Raw genomic sequence first — 20,890 nt, forward strand, 5'->3', positions numbered from 1 at the left:
AGGAGGGGGAAACAATGGGGTTTTGGAGTATGCATCGAAATATAAAAATTAGAATTATAACTTCGTTTTTAACACGTGCTGTGTCCACGATGATTTTTCCATTTATGGCGATATACTTTTCAATAAAGTTAGGTAGTGCGATTGCAGGTGCGTTATTACTCATTAATGTCATAGCTTCATTAGTAATTGGTTTATACGGTGGATATGTTGGGGATCGGCTCGGTCGTAAAAAGGTGATGATTATCGGTCAAAGTATACAAGTCATTTCCATTGCTTGTATGGGAGTTGCAAATTCGGATTATGTAGATTCACCGTGGCTAACATTTGTGTTTATGTTAGTAAATAGTTTAGGGTCTGGACTTATGAACCCTGCGACAGAGGCGATGTTAATTGATGTGAGTACACCTGAAAATCGAAAAGTGATGTACACCATTAACTATTGGGCTATTAATTTATCAATGGCAATTGGAGCAATATTTGGCGGATTACTATTTGAGAACTATAGATTGCAATTGTTTATCGGATTAACAGTTATTGCCGTTATTACTTTATATGTGATGGCTGTATACATGGAAGAAGTGTATGTAGCGAGAAAAACAGTAGAGAAGAAAAATGTATTAAAAGATATGGCAGATAGTTATACAGTCGTGATGAAAGATAGAGCATTTTTAATTTTTTGTGCAGCAAGTATATGTACATTGTCTTTAGAGTTTCAAATTAATAATTATTTAGGAGTACGTTTACAGCAGGAATTTGAAACAGTGCACTTTTTATTCGGGAATGGTTTTACGTTTGATTTAACAGGTATTCGAATGTTGAGCTGGATTTCAGCAGAGAATACAATTTTAGTTGTGTTATGTTCAGCACTTCTTATTAAAATGCTAAAAAGCTTCAACGATTTGAAAATTTTATATATAGGTTTATTCATTTACACAATTGGATTTACAATACTCGGAACGAGCAATAGTTTATGGGTCTTATTAATTGCAGGGCTTTTCCAAACGGTAGGTGAGATGATGTATGTGCCAGTACGTCAATCTATTATGGCAGATATGGTGCCGAATGAGGCAAGAGGTTCATACATGGCGATTAACGGAATGGTCTTTCAAGTAGCAAAAATGAACGGGGCATTAGGCGTTATGCTAGGCTCATTTATTGCATCTTGGGGCATGAGTGCTCTGTACTTTATCGTTGGTATGAGCAGTATTTTATTATTTATGAAGGCGATTGGGAAAGAGAAGTATGAGGATGAGAGAGGGGGTTCTCAGATTGGATAAAACTATATAAAAAGCGAACGAACTGGACTCGCTTTTTATATAATTTTTAAAACGGATCAACTTCAGCTAAATCTGGAGTGGTACTAGGCTGTAGTAAAAGATTTTTTAACGTTCCTACTTCAGAAAGAGCTACTAATATGTAGCCACTAATCAGTACAATAAGCCCAATGACGCGTAACGTTTGTAAGCTCACTTCATTATTATTCATTTCCGTTGGATTTGGGGGCGTTGAAGGTGGATTGTTATTCATAATTAAAGCTCCCATCTTTTGTATTTATATATGTGTAAAATCATTGTTTAACTTATGGATAGGAATTGTATAGTCATTTTCACTATATGAGAACTGCCTATGAAAAGTGATTAGAAATTTGGGGACGAGAAAAGGGTGGAATCCCAAAGATTATTAAAAATGAACTTTTGGATTCCATCCTTTTATTTATCCCATGCTATTTGTGGAAGCCGGATTTCCTGAAAACACCCGGTTGGTGAGAAGTAATAATCAGTGGGGGATGAACAAAACCCCACTGATTAAATTTTTTTTCATACAAATAAAAGGAGGTTAACCAAACTAGCTACCCTAATATACGCAATGATTCTTCAATAAACGCTGGGATATCCTCTGGTTGTCTACTTGTTACTAGCTGATTTTGGCATACGACAACCTCTTTGTCATGAAAATGTCCACCAGCATTTTTTAAGTCGACCTCAATAGATTTATATCCAGTCACATCGCGTCCTTCAAGTGTTTGTGCAGTGATGAGTAATTGGGGGCCGTGACAAATAGCAAAAACAGGTTTTTTCGCATCCATAAATGCTTTGCTAAAGCGAACAAAACGTTCATCTGCACGAAGCATATCTGGGGAAAATCCGCCTGGTATGAAGAGGGCATCAAAGTTATCTGGAGAAACATCATCAATACTTTTATCAATTACGACTTCACTTTTTCCTCGTTTACCGTGTACCGTTTTACCTTTTTCCATTTCAATAGTTGTTAATTCATATCCCTTTTGATTAAAAGCTTCTACTGGCTCTGTGTATTCTGTGTCCTCGAAATAATCCGTTATTAAAATAGCAATTTTTTTACTCATTCTAATCCGCTCCTTATATTATATTATATTATCGGTTCCAGAATCATCCTTGAGCAATGTCTTTTATAAAGTGAAACTTTAATTCATATTTTTTCATTCCCTCCAGTTCCTTTGCCCTGTTACTTTAATACATACCCTTTTTGTTAGCGCGTAAACATGTATTATCGTTTTTGTATGTAAAAATCATAAAATGTCGGTTGTTTCAGTGATTCTTGTTTGAGGAAGAAAAATAAAAAAGCCAAGGAGATAATTTATCTTCTCCTTGGCTTTAAGATAATTCTTTTCGTTAAAACGCAGAAACGCGTTGCTTCGTTTTTGGTACAATAATAAATTTGATCCAGAGTACCCCGATAATCATAATGATAAGGCTATGTAAAAATTGACCTGTAGCAATGAGTATAACACTTGAAAATACAATGAGTTGAATGCTTAGTAATATAAAGATTAAGCGAAGAAATTCATTCATTCGTTTTTCAGTATTAATTGGATATAATGCTACGATAATATTTCCCGAAAAATATTTCCACAGGGAACGGAGCTGCATAGAAATCATATATAGGACGATATATGCGATAGCGCCTTTTACGTATATGTTTGGTATAAAATATAAGGCGAAGGCACCGATTAAGCCTAAGCGAATATATATACCGAAATAATCATTCCCGCGTAAAAATGCTAGTGTATGTAAATAGAAGAAAGTTGCTCGTTTTTTATGTAATAAAGGTTCAATCCAATTTGTAAGCCATTTTCTTTTATTTACTTGCTTATTCAGTTGCGGAACATCGGTGAAAATGCTAGCAAATTGATAAAAACGGACGTTCATTTTTTCTTCTTGCTCGATTATGTAATCCCACGGTATTCGTTTTGTAGGCTGTTTTTTCGTATATAGAAGTAGGAAAGCAAGTAGTAAGAGCAATCCGCCTAATATGAGAACATGTGCCGAGTAAAACAGCATGAAAATGATTAAGGCGTTACAAGCAATACGAATAATGAACCATATATTTTTTTCATGACTATCACGCCAGATCCAATGTGTATACATGTTCCAAGCTTTTATAATCATTAAAACGATAAAGATTGTACATAAGAAAGGTACAGTTAATTGTAATGATTGCAGTGCAAGTGGAACGAGAATAAGGAACGTAAATAATAATGGGAAAAGCTGAATGATGTAATTATATAGAAGAGATTTTTTAAAATAAGATGTTAGTTTCTCTTCTAATGCAAGCAAATAGACAGCATCAGGTTTTTGAATAAATGTACGGATAGGACATCTCGTTATAATCGCTGTTAGGACGATTGTAATAAGTAATAAAGATAGTCCTTTAGAAGGAGCTGTCTTAAGAAACTTTGCATAATAGTAAGCACCTATACAGGCAACGAAGATAAAGCTATATAGTAAACCGTTAATCATACGTGCAAAGTATGTAATGATATTTTGAATATGTTGTTGGAAGCGGCTGCTCCATAGTGATTCAATTGACATGTTTTTCACCTCTTTGTTCTATTATATATGTTTTACAAAAGAAAAAACGAGCAAATTGCGTTACGCAACTTGCTCGTTTTTCTTTTCGTTATTTTTTTTCTGATCACGATTCATTAATGGATAGAAGGCAAAGCCAATTACGAATAAACCAATTCCGAGAAGGAACGTTTTTATATCGGCTGCGCCGGTTTTAATAACCCATAGTGCGTAGCAAAGTGCGATCACTGCGATTATGCCATCTGTAATTCTTGCCCGCATTTCATTTTTATATGTTTCACCAGTTGCGACTAGTTTTAACTGGAAGATTGGTGAAACGAGATATGGAATGAGGTAGGCTAGTGTTGATACGGTAATAACGAATGTATAAGCTTCCGCAATTGTTCCGGATAGTGTTGAGAATAAGAACACTTGCGACATAATGTTTGTTAGTCGTAATGAGTAAATTGGACTTCCTTTTTTATTTGTTTTCGTGAAGAAGGAAGGGAAGAAACCTTCTTTTGCTGCTTGATACGGTACTTCTGAGCTTAATAAAATCCAGCCTAATATAGAACCGAATAGGGAAGTAAGAGCAAGTAATGCCATCAGTTTCCCGCCGCCATGACCCATTGCAGCATTTAATGCATCTGCTAATGGACGTTCAGAAGCTTGTAATTTATCAACGTGAAGTACACCCATTGTTAAAATGGTAATTCCTAAGTAAATCGCAACTGTAATAAGTAATCCTGCAACTGTTGCGCGTTTTACTGTTTTAGGAGAGGTAGCACGGTTTGATAAAAGTACTGCCGATTCAATTCCGATAAATGCCCAAAGCGTTGTAAGAGCAGCTAAATTTACTTGTGAAAGAAGGCCGTGTGATACACCTGATTTATCGATCATCGGTGTGTACCATTGTCCAAACTTAGAAGCTTCGAATGCAAATAACGTAACGACGATGAATAAAAGGAATCCAGTTACTTTCGTTGTTGTTGCTAAGAAGTTTAGCTTTCCAGCTCCACTTACACCGTTTGTTAATATAATATGAGTTCCCCAAAGTAAGATGGAACAAATCGTAAATGTAATTAGTTTTCCGACTTCTATGTTAAAAGAACCGATTGAAAATAGTAGTCGTGTATCTTTCATAATTGGGAAAAAGAGTGATAAATATCCCGCGAAAGATGTAATGATGGCAACGTTACTTGCCCAGTTTGCAACCCAATATCCCCATACCATACTGAAACCAGCCATTTTTTTCTTTTTTGGTGATGAGAATAAAGCATATGCATGACTTTGTGGTCCTGTCGTTAAATCAGGACGACGAATTGCTAAATTACCGAAAACAAGAGCTAGCATTAAAACACCAAACCCTGTTGTTAACCAAGCTAAAGTGACACCGAGAGGGCTTGCTGTTTGTGCCAACGTACTTGGCACCATGAAAATACCAGCGCCAACCATGTTACCGACAACGAAAGCTGTTAGTACCCAAAAGCCCCATTTTTTTTGTTGCATAGAAAATACCTCCAAAGTTAGTATAACCAAGTCAAGCGAGGAGATATGTATGTCTTCTTAGTAGAGAAGAAAAGTCCCAAACAAAACAAAAAAAGCACGTAATTTGCCGCTACATGCTTTCTATCTTATAAGAAACCCACGACATACCTCTCGATAGCTCTCCACAAACGAAACGTTTCGTTTGTGACAGTTCTGCACTTATTAAATGCAGACCCAGCAAGTGTGCATGGTGGACACGACTTACTTCGGCAATCATTCCTTTCTCATTCCTTCATCAATGCCACTACATCTCCTGAAACGATACTCTTAATGATTGCAACCTCTACCTCACCGAGATACGAATGAGGATTTAAATATTAAATTAACGTAGTTAAGAGTAACAAATGTATTTTTATACGTCAATGGATATAGTAATAATCAGATTATAGAGAAGAGTTTGTTATTAGGAATGAATAATTATTTGATATAAAAAGAAGCTAATCTAAAACTAGATCAGCTTCTACATATAAGATTAAACGAAGTTTAATACAGTTACTTTTTCACGTGTCATAGACTCAAGGCTCTTACGAATACCTTGTGCGCCCATACCTGAACCTTTTACACCGATGAATGGGAAGTGGTCAGGGCCGCGCTCTGTGCGTCCGTTAATTTGAACAGAACCAGTTTCGATTTTGTTAGCAATTGCAAATGCTTTGTTAATGTCTTTTGTGAAGACACTTGCTTGCAAGCCGAACTCTGATTTGTTAGCAATCTCAATTGCTTGCTCATCTGAAGAAACACGGATGATTGGAAGGATTGGGCCAAATGGCTCTTCCCAAGCAACTTTCATTTCTTCTGTTACGTGGTCGATTAATGTTGGGTAAATTAAGTTACGCTCACGTTTGTTACCGATAACGATTGTTGCACCTTTTTCAACAGCGTCGTCAACTAAACCTTGAACGAAGTCAGCAGACTTGTCGTCGATTAATGGAACGATTGTGCTGTCTTGTTCTGGAGATCCAACTGATAGCTCAGCTACTTGCGCTTTTAATAAGCTAACAAGCTCGTCTGCTACGTTTTCGTGTACAAGTACACGTTTAATAGCAGTACAACGTTGACCAGAGTAAGAGAATGCACCGCTTACGATATGGTTTGCAGCATCTTGTAAGTCAGCATCTTCACGAACGATACCAGGGTCTTTACCACCAAGTTCTAATACAAGTGGAATCATTGCAGCTTTTTTCGCTAAATGTTTACCTGTGTTTGTACCACCTGTGAACGATACCATATTGATGCCTTCGTGTTCTACTAAGTAGTCACCAATTACAGAACCGCGTCCTGTAGCTACGTTTACAAGACCTTTTGGAAGGCCAGCTTTATGAAGTGCTTCAACCATTTTAATACCACTAATTGCACCTTGAGTTGCTGGTTTGAAAATAACAGCGTTACCCATAATTAATGCTGGTGCAAGTTTTGCAGCAGATAAGTTTACTGGGTAGTTAAATGGTGCGATTGCTAATACAACACCAAGTGGTGCGCGTTGGATGATCGCAAGTTTAGATTTCGTTCCGCCAGGGAAGCTATCGCCCATCATGCTTTCTCCGTGCATATGAAGAGCTTCTTCGATTGTGTAACGAATGAAATCAGCTGTACGAACAACTTCTTTCTTCGCATCTTTATAACCTTTACCGACTTCTTTCATAATGATATCGGCAATTTCATCTTGCATATTTACGAGCTCATCAGCCCATTTATATAAATATTTTGCGCGATCTTGTAGAGAAGCTTCCGCCCATGATTTTTGAGCTTCTTTTGCAGATGCAATTGCTTCATCTACTTCTCCGCGAGTAATTGCTTGTACTTGTCCAATTACTTCGTGTAAGTATGGAGATGGAATTTCGATTGTTGCTCCCGAAGAGCTTTCTCTCCATTCTCCGTCTAAATAAAATTTGTACGTATTGCTAGTTGTCATGATTAGTCCTCCTAAAATAGCAACTTGTAAGAGTGAGTATAAGGTGATTGTAGGGTGTTTGATAGCATTTTTCAAATGAAATGTTTGTGAAAACGATTTCTTATTCTTTTTTTATTTTGTATGCCCTTTCTTACAGAAAATTCCCTTATTTCAAAATGATGTAGCGTATATTTTTATTCGATTTGTAAAAAAATAATTGACAGAATACTCAATAAAGTTGTAAGATTATAAATGGAAAATAAATGAAGGGGGTGTGCGTAATGATTGTAATCGTAAATGTAATGGGCTTAGCTCTGTTAAATGGCAGAAAACATTCATATCATTACGCAACCCGTGCGGATATATAAGGCATCTTTGTCTTATAAAAAGCGTACGTTGCGTATATCGTAACGTACGCTTTTATGCATTTTTGTGCATATCGTCAAGCGGCGGTATGCTTTTTTTTGTTTATTTTCCACGTTACTATATAAAAATTTGGAAGGTGGAAAAATGTGATGAGACTGTATGGATTACGAAATGTAAATGTGATGGGTCTGGATAGTGGGTAAAGAAATGGGAGTGAAACGAGAACGAGAAGGGAGAGGTTACATTGTTATCAGTATTACTAAAGCTAAAATGGTTTTTTAAAGAGCATTGGAAGAGATATAGTATCGCCATTGGAGCTCTTTTAATTGTGAATATAGTTGAAGTCATTCCCCCGAAAGTGTTAGGGGTTACGATTGATAATATAAAAACAGGAACGTTAACGAATGCGGCAATTATGCAATTTATTCTTATTTTAATAGGGGTTACGGTAATTGGATATGGTCTTACTTTCGTTTGGCAACATCAGCTGTTTGGGGGAGCATTCGTACTGGAGAAGACGATGCGCTCTAAGTTTATGGGGCATTTACTTAAGATGACACCGACGTTTTATCATAAAAATCGTACTGGTGATTTAATGGCGAGAGCGACAAATGATTTAAAAGCAATTGCTATGACAGCTGGTTTCGGTATATTAACGCTCGTGGATTCGAGTTTATATATGCTTACAATTGTCTTTATGATGGGATTTACAATCAGTTGGGAGCTTACATTTGCGGCGCTTATACCGCTTCCGATTATGGCGTATGCGATGAACATATATGGAAAGAAATTGCATGAGAGATTTACAGTTGCGCAAGATGCGTTCGGAGATATGAATGATAAAGTACTCGAATCGATCGCCGGCGTGCGCGTTATTCGTGCATACGTACAAGAGAATGCAGATGAGGGAAGGTTTCATCATTTAGGAGATGACGTCTACGAAAAAAATATGAAGGTAGCGAGAATTGATGCATTATTCCAACCAACTGTTAAAATGCTTGTTGGCCTTAGTTATTTAATCGGTTTAGTGTATGGTGCGTATCTTGTATTTCAATCAAAGGTGACACTTGGTGAACTTGTTTCATTTAACGTGTATTTAGGGATGATGATTTGGCCGATGTTTGCAATTGGCGAATTAATTAATGTTATGCAAAGAGGAAACGCTTCGTTAGACCGTGTGAATGAAACATTAGCGTACGAACCGGATGTAAAGGATCCGAAAAACCCAAAGCTTGTACAAGAGCCAGATTATATTCAGTTTGATGACGTTACCTTTTCATATCCTTCATCAAATGAAAAAAATTTAAAGAAGGTTTCATTTACATTAAAACAAGGGGAGACGCTTGGAGTTGTTGGAAAAACAGGAAGCGGAAAAACGACGCTTGTACGTCAGCTTCTTCGTCAATATCCGCTTGGTGATGGGGATATTGCGGTCTCTGATGTGACGTTAGATAAAATAACGAATGAAAATGTACTCGGGTGGATTGGGTATGTACCTCAGGAACATATTTTGTTCTCAAAGACAGCGAGGGAAAATATTTTATTTGGGAACCGAGAAGCGACGGAAGAAGAACTCGAGAAAGCAATTGAAATTGCGGCGTTTACAAAGGATTTAGAGTTTTTACCAGAAGGGTTAGAAACGCTCGTCGGAGAGAAAGGTGTTTCTTTATCAGGAGGGCAAAAACAAAGGATTTCGATTGCGCGAGCTGTTATTCAAAATCCAGAAATTTTAATTTTGGACGATTCTTTATCAGCTGTTGATGCTCGTACGGAAGCAGCGATCATCGAGAATATAAGAACAGAAAGAAGCGGAAAGACGACGATTATTACGACGCACCGTTTATCTGCCGTACAACATGCGGATTGGATTCTCGTTATGGATGAAGGTGAAGTAATGGAAGAAGGTACGCATGAACAGCTTATTCAAAGCGGAGGCTGGTATGCGGAGCAGTTTGAAAGACAACAAGGGGAAAGTGAAAGTGCGGATAGTGGGGTGAAAATATGAGCGTATCAAAACGATTGTTCCAATATGCGATGAAAGTAAAAGGGACGATTTTTGCAGCGATGCTAATGTTATTTATTTTCGTCATCGCAGAGCTTGCTGGTCCTTTCGTCGCGAAAACGATGATTGACGATCATATCGTCGGGATAGAGAAACCTTGGTATGAAACAGAACAGAGTGAAGAGGCTGTTTCGTATAATGGTGCCTTTTATAAGCGAAGTGATCGCTTCCAGGAAGGTGAGAAAAAAGGAAAAGAAGTACGCGTGATGCAAGTCGGTTTTCAATATTACTTTGTACCGAATAAAGTGAATGCTGAAGGGTCACGTACTGTAAAAGATGATATGATTACCGTCCAAAATGGTAAGGCAGTGCAAGTGTATAAAGCGAAAGCATTAACGAAAGAAGAAGTGTTTGCGTTTTATAAACCAGAAATAAACCCCCTATTATTACTTGGTGGTGGTTATTTCGCTTTATTAGTGGTTGTCTCATTATTTGCATACGGAAAGCAATTTTTCTTACAGAAAGCAGCGAACAAAATTATTCAAATTATGAGGGAAGATGTCTTTTCTCATATTCAAACGTTGCCGATTCGTTATTTCGATCATTTACCAGCAGGGAAAATTGTATCGCGTGTTACGAATGATACGGAAGCCATTCGTGATTTATACGTAACGGTACTGGCGACATTCGTTTCTAGTATCATTTATATTATCGGGATATTCGCTGCGCTATTTTTACTCGATGTAAAATTGGCGACATTATGTTTACTTATCATCCCGATTTTAATCGTTTGGGCAATTCTTTATAGAAAGTATGCGTCTGTATACAATCATAAAATGCGTTCACGTTTATCTGATATTAATGGGACAGTGAATGAATCTATTCAAGGTATGCCAATTATTCAAGCGTTTCGTCAAGAGCGTGAAACGAAGAAAGAGTTTGAAGAATTAAATGGTGATTATTTTAAATATCAAAATAAAATTTTGAATTTAAATGCAGCAACTTCTCATAACTTAGTGTCTGTATTAAGAAATATTGCTTTCACAGGTGTGATTTGGTATTTCGGTGGTGCTTCATTAAGTGCTTCAGGCGTCATTTCTCTAGGGATACTGTATGCGTTCGTTGATTATTTAACACGATTGTTCTCACCAATTACAAATATGGTAAATCAGCTTGCTAACTTGGAACAATCGCGTGTTGCATCAGAACGTGTTTTTGAATTGTTAGAGGAAAAAGGGGAAGCAGTAGAAGAGGAACGTATGCCTCGCTTACAAGGAAATGTAAAGTTTGATAATGTGTCGTTTTCTTATAATGGAAAAGATGAAGTACTAAAAAATATTTCTTTTGAAGCGAAACAAGGCGAGACAGTGGCACTTGTCGGTCATACTGGATCAGGAAAAAGTTCCATTATGAATGTACTCTTCCAGTTTTATGAGTTTGAAAAAGGGAAGCTTACGATTGATGGTCACGATGTAAAAGCGATGCCGAAACAAGCAACGCGTGAACATATGGGAATCGTACTGCAAGATCCGTTTTTATTTAGCGGGACGGTCGCTTCTAATGTAAGCTTAGAGAACGAAAAAATTTCAAAAGAGCGCATCGTAAAAGCATTGCGTGATGTTGGTGCGGAACGGTTTGCGAACAATATAAATGAAGAAATTACAGAAAAGGGAAGCACGCTTTCCACTGGAGAACGTCAGCTTATTTCGTTTGCTAGGGCACTCGCTTTTGACCCAGCCATTTTAATTTTAGATGAAGCAACGTCTAGTATTGATACAGAAACAGAGGCGATGATTCAACAAGCGTTAGAAGTTGTGAAAAAAGGAAGAACGACATTTATTATCGCTCACCGTCTTTCCACAATTAAAAGTGCAGATCAAATTATTGTGCTTGATAGAGGAACGATTTTAGAAAAAGGCTCTCATGATGAACTAATGAAAAAGCGCGGGCGTTATTACGATATGTACAAAACGCAAATGGAAGGAAACCAGAGCGCTTAATATGTATGGAGGAGAACTTGCGATTTTTGCAAGTTCTTTTTTAGTGAATCGCGACAGTTAAATAAGAAGTATTGTTTTACCTTTTTCTTTATAAATGCTATATTAAAAAATGTTACTTATTTTTTGTATGTAGCGTTATTTTCCCCTTTTGTTTGATTATGAAGAAAAAGGATAAACTAAATAAGAACATTTTCATTGAAAAATTGTTCAAGATTGCATACAATCAATATAGTTTTTAAATTCCTATCAGAATACTTGGAGGATTACCATCATGAAAAAATTATTTTCAGTTCTTGCAGTAACTACTTTAGCGATCGGGATTGTAGCAGGCTGCGGCAAAGAAGAGAAAAAAGATACAGCTAGTCAAGATGCGTTACAAAAGATAAAACAAAGTGGTGAACTTGTAATTGGAACAGAAGGTACATATCCACCGTTCACATTCCACGATTCAAGTAATAAATTAACTGGATTTGACGTTGAATTAGCAGAAGAAGTTGCAAAACGTTTAGGAGTAAAACCTGTATTTAAAGAAACACAATGGGATAGCTTACTTGCTGGTCTAGATGCAAAACGTTTCGACATGGTTGCAAACGAAGTTGGTATTCGTGAAGATCGTCAAAAGAAATATGACTTCTCTAGCCCATATGTTTCATCTTCAGCGGTATTAGTTATTGCGAAGGATAAAGATAAACCTGCTACATTTGCTGATGTAAAAGGATTAAAAGCAGCACAATCTTTAACAAGTAACTATGCAGATATTGCTAAGAAAAATGGTGCAGAAATCACGAATGTAGAAGGCTTTAGCCAAGCTGCAGAATTATTAAACACTGGCCGTGTTGATTTCACAATTAATGATAAATTATCAGTGTTAAACTATTTAGAAACGAAAAAAGATGCAAAAATTAAAATTGTAGATACAGAAAAAGAAGCGTCACAAAGTGGATTCTTATTCCGTAAAGGTAGCGACAAGCTAGTACAAGAAGTAAATAAAGCGTTAGAAGATATGAAAAAAGATGGTACGTACGATAAAATAGCGAAAAAATGGTTCGGTGAAAATGTATCTAAGTAGTGCGCTGGTTTCAGATCGATTGTCTACTTGGATAGATATTATGCAGTCTTCCTTCATGCCTATGCTGAAGGAAGCTGTGTTTACGACAATTCCATTAACGCTTATTACATTTATTATCGGGATTATACTTGCGACGTTAACGGCGCTTGCACGTATTTCAGGTAGTCGTATTTTACAATGGATTGCTCGTATCTATGTATCTATCATTCGCGGAACGCCACTTCTTGTACAGTTATTTATTATTTTCTATGGTCTTCCAACTCTTAATATTGAAGTTGAGCCATATACAGCAGCAGTTATTGGATTTTCGTTAAATGTTGGTGCGTATGCATCTGAAATTATTCGTGCTTCTATCCTTTCAATCCCGAAAGGACAGTGGGAAGCAGCTTACACAATTGGGATGACATACCCGCAAGCATTAAAACGTGTTATTTTACCGCAGGCAACGCGAGTATCTATTCCGCCGCTTTCGAATACATTTATTAGTTTAGTGAAGGATACTTCATTAGCATCGCTAATTTTAGTAACAGAAATGTTCCGAAAAGCGCAGGAAATTGCGGCAATGAACTATGAGTTTTTAATTGTGTATTTCGAAGCAGGTCTAATTTATTGGGCAATTTGCTTCTTATTATCTATTGTGCAACAAATATTAGAAAAACGTTCAGAACGTTACACTCTAAAATAACCCTTTCATAAAAGGAGTTTTTGTTTTTATGATTTCAATTCAACATTTACAAAAAAGTTTCGGAGATAATACCGTACTAAAACATATAGATTTATCAGTTGAGAAGGGGGAAGTTGTTGTTATTATCGGGCCATCGGGATCTGGTAAAACGACATTCCTGCGTTGCCTCAACGTGTTAGAAACGCCGAACGCTGGTAATATTCGCATCGGTAATAAAGAGCTCGACTTCTCTCAAAAAGTATCGAAGAAAGATATTGTCAATCTTCGTACGCAAACAGGTATGGTATTCCAGCACCATAATCTATTTCCGCATTTAACAGCACTTCAAAATGTAATGGAAGGGCTCGTTACAGTGAAAAAGATGGGGAAAGAAGAAGCGAAGAAAAAAGCAAACTATTTCCTTGAAAAAGTTGGTCTTGCAGATAAAGTAGACTTATATCCGTTCCAATTATCAGGCGGACAACAACAGCGCGTTGGAATTGCTCGCGCGCTTGCGATGGAGCCGGAAGTATTACTATTTGATGAACCGACGTCAGCACTTGATCCTGAACTTGTTCAAGAAGTTCTGAAAGTAATGAAAGAACTTGCTAAAGAAGGCATGACGATGGTGATTGTAACGCACGAAATGCGTTTTGCACATCAAATTGCGAACCGCGTTATTTTCATGGATGGCGGTGTCGTTGTCGAACAAGGTACACCAGAAGATGTATTTACAAATCCAAAAGAAGAACGTACGAAAAAGTTTTTACAAATGTTGCAGTAAATGAAGGAAGGTCTCAAGGCATATGCCTTGAGACCTTTTTGCCATATATATTTATTTTTGGAATCCGCCAAGGCTTTGCTCAGCCATTGCAACTAGACGTTTTGTAATTTCTCCACCAACAGAACCGTTAGCGCGAGCCGTAGAATCTGCCCCTAATTGTACACCAAATTCTTGAGCGATTTCGTACTTCATTTGATCGATTGCAGCTGTTGCTCCTGGTACTACTAATTGATTGTAAGAACTTTGGTTTGCCATAGGAATATATCCTCCTTAGAGTTAGAAAAATTTTTTTTGGTTGGACTAGCTGGATTTGAACCAGATTATCGCCCCGTTTGGCGCTAATCCATCGGTAATTAAGTTTGTACTCATAGTATGGATGTTACCTAGAAAGATATACGAAATAATAATTTGTAAATTTTGTAAAAAATCTTAGTGATTTCGTAAATTATGAAATAAGAGTAATCGTTGTATTTTTTAGAAAGAAGGCTAAACTAAGAGCGATATGAAATATGTTTTTCTTTTTGTATCCCGCTATTGTGGGGCAAATCATTAACTTCTTATTTATGACTTACTAAAATTAAATCGGTAGCAACTTTATAGTTCTATTTTAAGTAGGGGGACAGGACGCTCCTATGCACGGCTAGATGCTCTCTTCAATCTGCTTGTAAATGATAACGTATGGAGGAATCGTGATGGGAATTTGCCCGCTTTGCAACGCATTAGAATCACAAACATATTCTTGTCAAAATTGCCAAGGTATACTCCAAGATTATGGGAAAACTGTAGATTACATAGACGATTATAGTGCGTATATGGATCAAGAATTATTAAGTGCAGTAGATGGTTTAACACATAGTAATTCACAAGAGTACTGCAATCATGTTTTTTATTGCGGGATGTGTAATGTGGAAACAGAGGTTGTAGTGAAACTTGTATAAATAGAAAACTTCCACCTTATGAATGAGGTGGAAGTTTTTGTTTTCGTATTTGTGAGTGAATCATAGGGGATGGGATATGTTCGGTGTTTGATGGAGTTCCGGATTTTATTTGAGCCATTTTTTCTTTTGCATCGCGCAAAGAATGTTCAGTTAAGTAGATGGCATATTCGTAAAATAATTGGCGCGTCAGTTCACTTTGTTCTTTTAACTTTTCATCTTGGAATACCGTTCGCCCAGGTTTAGAGTTTGCTTCAAAGAGCCACGGGTTTTCTTGCGTGTCTAAACCGATATCAAAACCAATTTCTCCAATATTTCCGGTTACTTGTTCATCGAGCGCGTAACTGATTTGTAAGGCTGTATGTTTTAATTTATTTTCAATTTGAACTTGTTTCGTTGAATCCGGAAAAAGTTCTTGCAGTAATTTCGTATCGCCACCGCTATTTACATGCGTTGTTAAGCTACCTTTGCCCGCAATTTTTGCAACGATTGCACTGACCATCCATTGGCCAAAATGATTTTTATTTGTATGAATGCGAAAATCAACAGGTTGCCCATCGAAGCGAAGTAAGGAAATACCTTGTTGTACGATAAACTTTTTTAAATCATGTCCTTTTAATACATGGTTCAGAAGCGTTTCTAATGATTGGTACTTTCTTAGTTTATTTTCTTCATTTTCGCGATAACGACAGTAGTAGCAATTCTCTGTTTGAGAGTAAAATATTTGATGAATGTTTCTCCCGAAGCTACCGTGTATCGGTTTCATGTAAACAGATTTATACGTGCCAAGAAAGCGTTCTACTTGTTCGAAATGTTGAAAAGCTTCCGTATTTGGTAATAAGGGAATAATGGATTCATCTTTCATAAGAAGTTGATGCACTTCCCATTTATTGAAAAACCCTGGGTTAAACCACGGAATGGAATAGTCACGCTCTAATTTTCTTTTTGCTCTTACGATCGGTTTATAATTTTCGGCTTTCCGATTTGGTAATCGATCATAAATGACATTCGGTAAAGGAACTTTTTTCTTAATCCATTGCCCTTCTTGAAAGAAATATCCTTCAATTGTTTCGTCTGCCCAGTTTATATGTTGCACACCAAAAACGAATACAAATGGTCGCAAGGTGAATGGCGGCGTTAGTAACTCGCTGAGAGAAGTTGAACGGTTTCCTAAAGGATTAGAAGAGTCATCGTTAAAACCAGTTGTGAAAATCCCGATTAACGGTCCGAAAATAATGGTTTCATTTTGCGTGAATGCATGGATAGTAGTGGAATGAGGAAGTAAAAGTTTCTCTGCAATTTGTTTTCCGATAATGATTTCGCGAGTAAAGGAATAATGAATTTTCACCTCTTCACTTGCAACATGGCGTACGCCGAAGGAAAGAGATGCGATTGGTGGTGTAATGGAAAAAATATAAGGTAAAGTAATACTATTTGGATGCTCATCTGAAATATTTAATGTATATATGTGCTCTTTCAAAATGGTGTTACCTCCTTTCATTATGGTGTGAAGCGACTAAACTTTAGTGGTCCGTGATATATTTTTTCGGCTAGTGCATCACTATGACGAATGTAATGTTCGTACGGGGGAATCGTGTTGACATACATAAGCCAAATTGCCCCTTTTTGATCCATAATGGTGGAAAGCTCTAGCTCGAATAACGAAGAATAAGATTCATCTAATGTTTGAAACACTTCATTTATAATGTCATGTAAAGCGTCCTGTAATAATTTTACACCGGTACTAGATAATACGTATTTAATTTTTGAAAACGAATGCAGCGAGGAATCATCCGTTGCCGAAAGTAAAAGTTGATTCGGAAATGAGCTTTTTTGTATAAATTGGCCGATAGCAGTCCACTTCTGTTCTTTATTTTTTTGCAAAATGGTTCGAATATGAAGCGGGTATGTTAATTGATTTGGTGGTTGCAGCATTGTATGGGTGATGTAACGTGCTGATCGTATGTTAGATTTGTACCAAGATATAAATTCATCTGTCCGTTTGATTGGAGTAGAAGTATGATAGTCATCATTTATCGTATCGATATGAAACGTTTTATTTTTATAAGCGATTCGGTACAGACTTTCATTGGAATGTGTGTTAGTAGGCCGTATAATAATATCTTTTGTTTTTAATAACAGTTTGAAAATGTTTTGTATCGTTGCTATTTCGAATTTTGGTATATAAGGAGATAATTTTTTATTCGTGAGAAATAAATCATGTAGTTCGCTCAAGTCAATGAGTGTGTTATTTAAAAAGGTAGTGGAAGCACGGTTGTGTAATGAATGAATAATTGATTTTGCTTTGTCGAAGTCTGTTTCCTCGTTAAAAGAAGAACGATCGTAAATATAAGAAGGAATAGGGAATATTTGCTCTTTCCATTTTCCTGTATCTGTATCATAAATCAGACCAGAGACAAGATCTGTTTTAGGATCAATACCAAATGGCGTAAACTGGGCAACGACATTATGATAAAACCGAGCGCGTTTAGCGATTTCGGTGTAATACATTTGCTCATAATGAGGGTGAGAAGTTAAAATACCGAGAACCAACGAAATCACTCCTTTATTAACAAAATGTTGGCATAAGAGGCATAGCTATATATTGCAAATACGTTTTTATACCATTATACTTTTGTCCGTATGATGATATGCTATAGTTTTGGAGAAGCGAAAGGTTGATTGTAATGAATATGTGGTTAAGTATGTTAACGACGACAGGGCTCGGAGCGATTATTGGAGGATTCACAAATCATTTAGCGATAAAAATGTTATTTCGTCCTCATCGCCCTATTTATATTGGAAAGTTTCAAGTTCCATTTACACCAGGATTAATTCCGAAGCGCCGCGATGAACTTGCTGTTCAATTAGGAAAAATGGTTGTCGAACATTTGTTAACGCCAGAAGGAATCGGAAAGAAATTAACAAATGAAGAGTTTCAAAAAGGTTTAATTCAATGGACACAAGTAGAAGTGGATAAAGTAATTACGAATGAACAGTCGTTACGACAAATGTTAGAAAAATGGAATTTAGTACATGTAGAAAAAGAGGCGACCGGGAAAATTGAACATGTGATTACAGAAAAAATAGAGGCATTTTTAGCGGAGTACTATACATATACATGGGAACAGGCTTTACCTCATTCTGTACATGAAAAAATAGAAAATACGATCCCAAATGTCTCGGCGTTTATTTTAGAGCGAGGAATTCGTTTTTTTGAAAGTGAGGAAGGAAAAGCTCGTCTTTCAAAAATGATTGATGATTTCTTTGCTTCTAGGGGAACGCTGCTTAACTTAGTCGGAATGTTTTTAGGGAATGTAAGCTTAATGGATCGTGTACAGCCAGAAGTTATTAAGTTTTTAGGGCAAGATGGCACAAAGCAGCTTTTAACTGATGTACTGCAAAAAGAGTGGGAAAAGTTAAAAGGTAGAGATGTAAAAGAATTAGAAACGTTTGTAGAAAAAGAAATGATTGTAAGCTCCATATTGTCAGCAGTTAAAGTTGAAGAAACAGTGAGTAAGTTTTTAAATCAATCTGTGCAGCAAGTATGTGAGCCAGTTCGAGAAACAATCAAGGAAAAGCTAGTCCCAAGTGCTGTAACGAAAGGCTTAAAGTGGGGGACAGAAAACGTAGAAAGTATATTAAACAATCTCCACCTTGCGGAAATTGTCCAACAAGAAGTGTCTACATTTTCAACAGAGCGACTAGAAGATTTAGTTCTATCCATTACCAAAAATGAACTAAAAATGATTACGTATTTAGGAGCACTATTAGGCGGGATGATTGGACTCGTGCAAGGGCTATTACTGTTGTTCCTTATGTAGTAAAGATAAGTACATAGAAATAAAAGTGAAATTTCTTCACATCTCTTGCATAGTTTGATATGGTAAGAAGAGGTGCGTATGTAAATGCACTTAAAAGGCAGTGTGAGCGAAAAGCGCTAGCCTTCTAAAGGAGGAAAAATAAAATGACAAAAAACATTCATGATGTTGCATATGAATTACAAAAAGCAATCGCTGAAAACGAAGATTTCCAAACATTAAAAGCAAGCTACGCAGCAGTACAAGGTGATGCAAATTCAAAGAACTTATTCGATGAGTTCCGCACAATGCAACTTGGCCTACAACAAAAAATGATGCAAGGTCAAGAAATCACTGAAGAAGATAACCAAAAAGCACAAGAAGTTGTAGCTCGCATTCAACAAGATGCTAAAATCACAAAGTTAATGGAAACTGAACAACGTTTAAACATCGTTATCACTGACGTTAACAAAATTATCATGCAGCCACTTGAAGAATTATATAACGCGCAACAACAAGCGTAATAGTGGAAGACGCCCCTGTATAGGGGCGTCTTTTTTGTTTGTTATTTGTGGAAATACTCCGTCTTAATATTCTTTTCCTTCAAAAACTTTTCAATTTCTTTTTGCTTCCTACCATTAACTTTCTCAAAGCGTTTTGTAAAAGAAAAATCAGTTTTGAATAAGTTACCATCTTGAGCGAATTTGTCTAATTCTTGCTCTAATTCTACTGAAAGTGCCGTAGATGCTGAAATGAATTCATACATTTCTTTCGAAGGTTTTTTGTAATCATCAGGGATCGTATTGTTACTAATAAAATCATGGAAATTCGCATCGTTTTGTTGCGCTAAATCTACTAGTTGTTTTAATTTCTCTCGGTCGGATTCAGTGACATTCTCGTCAGACATAGATGATGAAAGTGGAACGATGTTTTCGTCTAACTCTCCGCTATAATCTAAATACGTTTTTATATTTTGTTTCATTTCGTCTTCGTTAATCGTTTCATTCTTTTTTGAGGAAGTGAATATAGTTTCTGGAATTTTTATCGTTACATCTTTAATAGATTGCACATCGTTTTCTTCCTTATGTTGTGCACTGTTTGAACAAGCTGATAGAAATAAAATTGTAAGTAACATGAGTAGATATAAAATATACTTCTTCATTTTAATCTCCTTTTATATTCATTATTATCTTTGTAAAATAGCTATATTCCATTTCAAATACTTTACTAAAGTTGCGTATAGATGTTTTACCATTTGGTAACATATGACGGATATGAGTAAACCGCTGCAAAAAGCGATGAACACATTGTAAACATCGGAATTACTGATTTGATGAAACCCTTTAAAAAATCCTAAACCTATTAATAAAATAGGTGAGATGATTAATAGTGGAGTAGCAATGATAAGTGCTAGAAGAATCGGTAATAAAAAGAGTAGTACGAAAAAGGCGATAATGATAAAGGTAAAGTTTAAAACACTTAAACTCATAACAGAAAATAGTGCCGTTATCATATTTTTAAAGCTTCGTTTATTATCAGCGTTATGTATTGCATAGGAAACAGTAAGCTCTTTCGCGATCGTTGTAGGGTTTCCTAGTTTTCTAGCAATTTCTTCTTCACATTTCCCATCTTGTTTACCACTGATAAAATGGGTTTCGTACTCTGAGATAATATCTTTCTTTTCTACATTAGGCATATTCCGCAGGGAAGAACTAAGTTGTTCCAAAAATTCATTTTTGTTCATAACAATCACTTTCCTTTATAAAATGATGAATTACAAAGTAGATTCCAATTGCTGGGTATTCCAATATTTACAAATATATCATTTGCTAGTGTTCTTTGCAAGGTACTGTGAAGTTTTTAATACTGTGATGAGATGAAAGTTTCTCTTACATTTTTAGATAAGTTATAAAAATATTATTTTAGGATAAACAAAGGGTTGTAAGCGTATTCCTTATTGTTTGTCAAAATACTGTAAAATTCATATTCTTGGAAAAATAATGC

At 36.3% G+C, this 20,890-nt stretch carries 19 protein-coding genes and 1 riboswitch; of the genes, 9 read left to right on the forward strand and 10 right to left on the reverse strand.

The genetic code is table 11. From position 1 onward, the window contains the following. Positions 1-14: 14 nt before the first annotated feature. Positions 15-1,277, forward strand: coding sequence for an MDR family MFS transporter (locus AC3WTA_RS24605; RefSeq protein WP_492333057.1), 1,263 nt, complete (start codon positions 15-17; stop codon positions 1,275-1,277). A 46-nt stretch (positions 1,278-1,323) separates the two neighbouring features. Here the strand turns inward: AC3WTA_RS24605 and AC3WTA_RS24610 are convergent, their stop codons facing one another. The 5 genes from AC3WTA_RS24610 to gapN form a co-directional block, all read right to left on the reverse strand. Continuing rightward, the gene (locus AC3WTA_RS24610; protein WP_001063859.1) at positions 1,324-1,527 is read right to left on the reverse strand and encodes a hypothetical protein; all 204 of its coding nucleotides are present in this window, start codon (positions 1,525-1,527) and stop codon (positions 1,324-1,326) included. A gap of 322 nt (positions 1,528-1,849) precedes the next feature. After that, positions 1,850-2,365: a type 1 glutamine amidotransferase domain-containing protein gene (locus tag AC3WTA_RS24615; RefSeq protein WP_000037543.1), complete on the reverse strand. Its 516-nt coding sequence runs from the start codon at positions 2,363-2,365 to the stop codon at positions 1,850-1,852. 286 nt (positions 2,366-2,651) lie between these two features. Further along, positions 2,652-3,851: an ABC transporter permease gene (locus AC3WTA_RS24620; protein WP_078182863.1), complete on the reverse strand. Its 1,200-nt coding sequence runs from the start codon at positions 3,849-3,851 to the stop codon at positions 2,652-2,654. A 60-nt stretch (positions 3,852-3,911) separates the two neighbouring features. Beyond that, positions 3,912-5,336 carry an amino acid permease gene (locus AC3WTA_RS24625; RefSeq protein WP_097860153.1) on the reverse strand — a complete coding sequence of 475 codons (1,425 nt, stop codon included), beginning with the start codon at positions 5,334-5,336 and terminating at the stop codon, positions 3,912-3,914. Positions 5,337-5,482: 146 nt separating this feature from the next. Further along, positions 5,483-5,669, reverse strand: a riboswitch (Lysine riboswitch). 178 nt (positions 5,670-5,847) lie between these two features. Further along, positions 5,848-7,287, reverse strand: a complete 1,440-nt coding sequence (gene gapN, locus AC3WTA_RS24630; protein ID WP_000213611.1) for an NADP-dependent glyceraldehyde-3-phosphate dehydrogenase — start codon at positions 7,285-7,287, stop codon at positions 5,848-5,850. Between the two features lie 589 nt (positions 7,288-7,876). On the opposite strand from gapN, the gene AC3WTA_RS24635 reads away from it, so the two are divergent. The 5 genes from AC3WTA_RS24635 to AC3WTA_RS24655 all read left to right on the forward strand — a co-directional run bounded on the left by AC3WTA_RS24635 (position 7,877) and on the right by AC3WTA_RS24655 (position 14,151). Beyond that, a complete protein-coding gene (locus AC3WTA_RS24635) occupies positions 7,877-9,637 on the forward strand; it encodes an ABC transporter ATP-binding protein (protein WP_492333058.1) in 1,761 nt (586 codons plus the stop codon). After that, positions 9,634-11,634, forward strand: coding sequence for an ABC transporter ATP-binding protein (locus AC3WTA_RS24640; RefSeq protein WP_000116655.1), 2,001 nt, complete (start codon positions 9,634-9,636; stop codon positions 11,632-11,634). The genes AC3WTA_RS24635 and AC3WTA_RS24640 overlap by 4 nt, the downstream gene beginning before the upstream one ends. Before the next feature lie 271 nt (positions 11,635-11,905). Next, positions 11,906-12,703, forward strand: coding sequence for an amino acid ABC transporter substrate-binding protein (locus AC3WTA_RS24645; protein ID WP_000732850.1), 798 nt, complete (start codon positions 11,906-11,908; stop codon positions 12,701-12,703). Beyond that, on the forward strand, positions 12,690-13,388 hold the full coding sequence (locus AC3WTA_RS24650) for an amino acid ABC transporter permease (RefSeq protein ID WP_033657688.1): 699 nt from the start codon (positions 12,690-12,692) through the stop codon (positions 13,386-13,388). Before AC3WTA_RS24645 ends, AC3WTA_RS24650 begins: the two co-directional genes overlap by 14 nt. A gap of 28 nt (positions 13,389-13,416) precedes the next feature. Then, positions 13,417-14,151 (forward strand): amino acid ABC transporter ATP-binding protein, encoded by a 735-nt coding sequence (locus AC3WTA_RS24655; protein WP_000623593.1) that lies wholly within the window; start codon positions 13,417-13,419, stop codon positions 14,149-14,151. 51 nt (positions 14,152-14,202) lie between these two features. Here AC3WTA_RS24655 and sasP read toward each other — a convergent pair whose 3' ends face one another. Beyond that, positions 14,203-14,406: a small acid-soluble spore protein, SasP family gene (gene sasP, locus AC3WTA_RS24660; RefSeq protein WP_000013349.1), complete on the reverse strand. Its 204-nt coding sequence runs from the start codon at positions 14,404-14,406 to the stop codon at positions 14,203-14,205. Between the two features lie 437 nt (positions 14,407-14,843). Here sasP and AC3WTA_RS24665 point away from each other — a divergent pair, with 437 nt between their 5' ends. Continuing rightward, positions 14,844-15,089: a hypothetical protein gene (locus tag AC3WTA_RS24665; RefSeq protein ID WP_000510463.1), complete on the forward strand. Its 246-nt coding sequence runs from the start codon at positions 14,844-14,846 to the stop codon at positions 15,087-15,089. Positions 15,090-15,105: 16 nt separating this feature from the next. Here AC3WTA_RS24665 and AC3WTA_RS24670 read toward each other — a convergent pair whose 3' ends face one another. Continuing rightward, the gene (locus AC3WTA_RS24670) at positions 15,106-16,566 is read right to left on the reverse strand and encodes a YheC/YheD family endospore coat-associated protein (RefSeq protein ID WP_492333059.1); all 1,461 of its coding nucleotides are present in this window, start codon (positions 16,564-16,566) and stop codon (positions 15,106-15,108) included. A gap of 20 nt (positions 16,567-16,586) precedes the next feature. Continuing rightward, entirely contained in the window at positions 16,587-17,639 is a 1,053-nt protein-coding gene (locus AC3WTA_RS24675) for a YheC/YheD family protein (RefSeq protein ID WP_492333060.1), read from the reverse strand. A gap of 134 nt (positions 17,640-17,773) precedes the next feature. Between AC3WTA_RS24675 and AC3WTA_RS24680 the strand changes: the two genes are divergently transcribed. Both AC3WTA_RS24680 and AC3WTA_RS24685 read left to right on the forward strand, forming a co-directional pair. Next, positions 17,774-18,910, forward strand: coding sequence for a DUF445 domain-containing protein (locus tag AC3WTA_RS24680; protein ID WP_070168476.1), 1,137 nt, complete (start codon positions 17,774-17,776; stop codon positions 18,908-18,910). A 143-nt stretch (positions 18,911-19,053) separates the two neighbouring features. Beyond that, positions 19,054-19,410: a YlbF/YmcA family competence regulator gene (locus tag AC3WTA_RS24685; RefSeq protein ID WP_048545636.1), complete on the forward strand. Its 357-nt coding sequence runs from the start codon at positions 19,054-19,056 to the stop codon at positions 19,408-19,410. Positions 19,411-19,451: 41 nt separating this feature from the next. On the opposite strand, the gene AC3WTA_RS24690 is transcribed toward AC3WTA_RS24685, so the two are convergent. Together AC3WTA_RS24690 and AC3WTA_RS24695 are read right to left on the reverse strand one after the other, a co-directional pair. Continuing rightward, complete coding sequence (locus tag AC3WTA_RS24690) at positions 19,452-20,048, reverse strand: NDxxF motif lipoprotein (protein WP_098715427.1); 597 nt, start codon at positions 20,046-20,048, stop codon at positions 19,452-19,454. Between the two features lie 24 nt (positions 20,049-20,072). After that, positions 20,073-20,630, reverse strand: coding sequence for an HAAS signaling domain-containing protein (locus AC3WTA_RS24695; RefSeq protein WP_492333061.1), 558 nt, complete (start codon positions 20,628-20,630; stop codon positions 20,073-20,075). Positions 20,631-20,890 lie beyond the last annotated feature (260 nt).

The organism is Bacillus sp. EB106-07-01-XG149 (assembly GCF_058791555.1).

Coding starts and splice junctions, on each gene's coding strand:
- AC3WTA_RS24690 (WP_098715427.1), bottom strand. CDS start 20,048: ATGAAGAAGTATATTTTATATCTACTCATGTTACTTACAATTTTATTT.
- AC3WTA_RS24615 (WP_000037543.1), bottom strand. CDS start 2,365: ATGAGTAAAAAAATTGCTATTTTAATAACGGATTATTTCGAGGACACA.
- AC3WTA_RS24695 (WP_492333061.1), bottom strand. CDS start 20,630: ATGAACAAAAATGAATTTTTGGAACAACTTAGTTCTTCCCTGCGGAAT.
- AC3WTA_RS24620 (WP_078182863.1), bottom strand. CDS start 3,851: ATGTCAATTGAATCACTATGGAGCAGCCGCTTCCAACAACATATTCAA.
- gapN (WP_000213611.1), bottom strand. CDS start 7,287: ATGACAACTAGCAATACGTACAAATTTTATTTAGACGGAGAATGGAGA.
- AC3WTA_RS24665 (WP_000510463.1), top strand. CDS start 14,844: ATGGGAATTTGCCCGCTTTGCAACGCATTAGAATCACAAACATATTCT.
- AC3WTA_RS24640 (WP_000116655.1), top strand. CDS start 9,634: ATGAGCGTATCAAAACGATTGTTCCAATATGCGATGAAAGTAAAAGGG.
- AC3WTA_RS24685 (WP_048545636.1), top strand. CDS start 19,054: ATGACAAAAAACATTCATGATGTTGCATATGAATTACAAAAAGCAATC.
- AC3WTA_RS24610 (WP_001063859.1), bottom strand. CDS start 1,527: ATGAATAACAATCCACCTTCAACGCCCCCAAATCCAACGGAAATGAAT.
- AC3WTA_RS24625 (WP_097860153.1), bottom strand. CDS start 5,336: ATGCAACAAAAAAAATGGGGCTTTTGGGTACTAACAGCTTTCGTTGTC.
- AC3WTA_RS24650 (WP_033657688.1), top strand. CDS start 12,690: ATGTATCTAAGTAGTGCGCTGGTTTCAGATCGATTGTCTACTTGGATA.
- sasP (WP_000013349.1), bottom strand. CDS start 14,406: ATGGCAAACCAAAGTTCTTACAATCAATTAGTAGTACCAGGAGCAACA.
- AC3WTA_RS24605 (WP_492333057.1), top strand. CDS start 15: ATGGGGTTTTGGAGTATGCATCGAAATATAAAAATTAGAATTATAACT.
- AC3WTA_RS24645 (WP_000732850.1), top strand. CDS start 11,906: ATGAAAAAATTATTTTCAGTTCTTGCAGTAACTACTTTAGCGATCGGG.
- AC3WTA_RS24680 (WP_070168476.1), top strand. CDS start 17,774: ATGAATATGTGGTTAAGTATGTTAACGACGACAGGGCTCGGAGCGATT.
- AC3WTA_RS24655 (WP_000623593.1), top strand. CDS start 13,417: ATGATTTCAATTCAACATTTACAAAAAAGTTTCGGAGATAATACCGTA.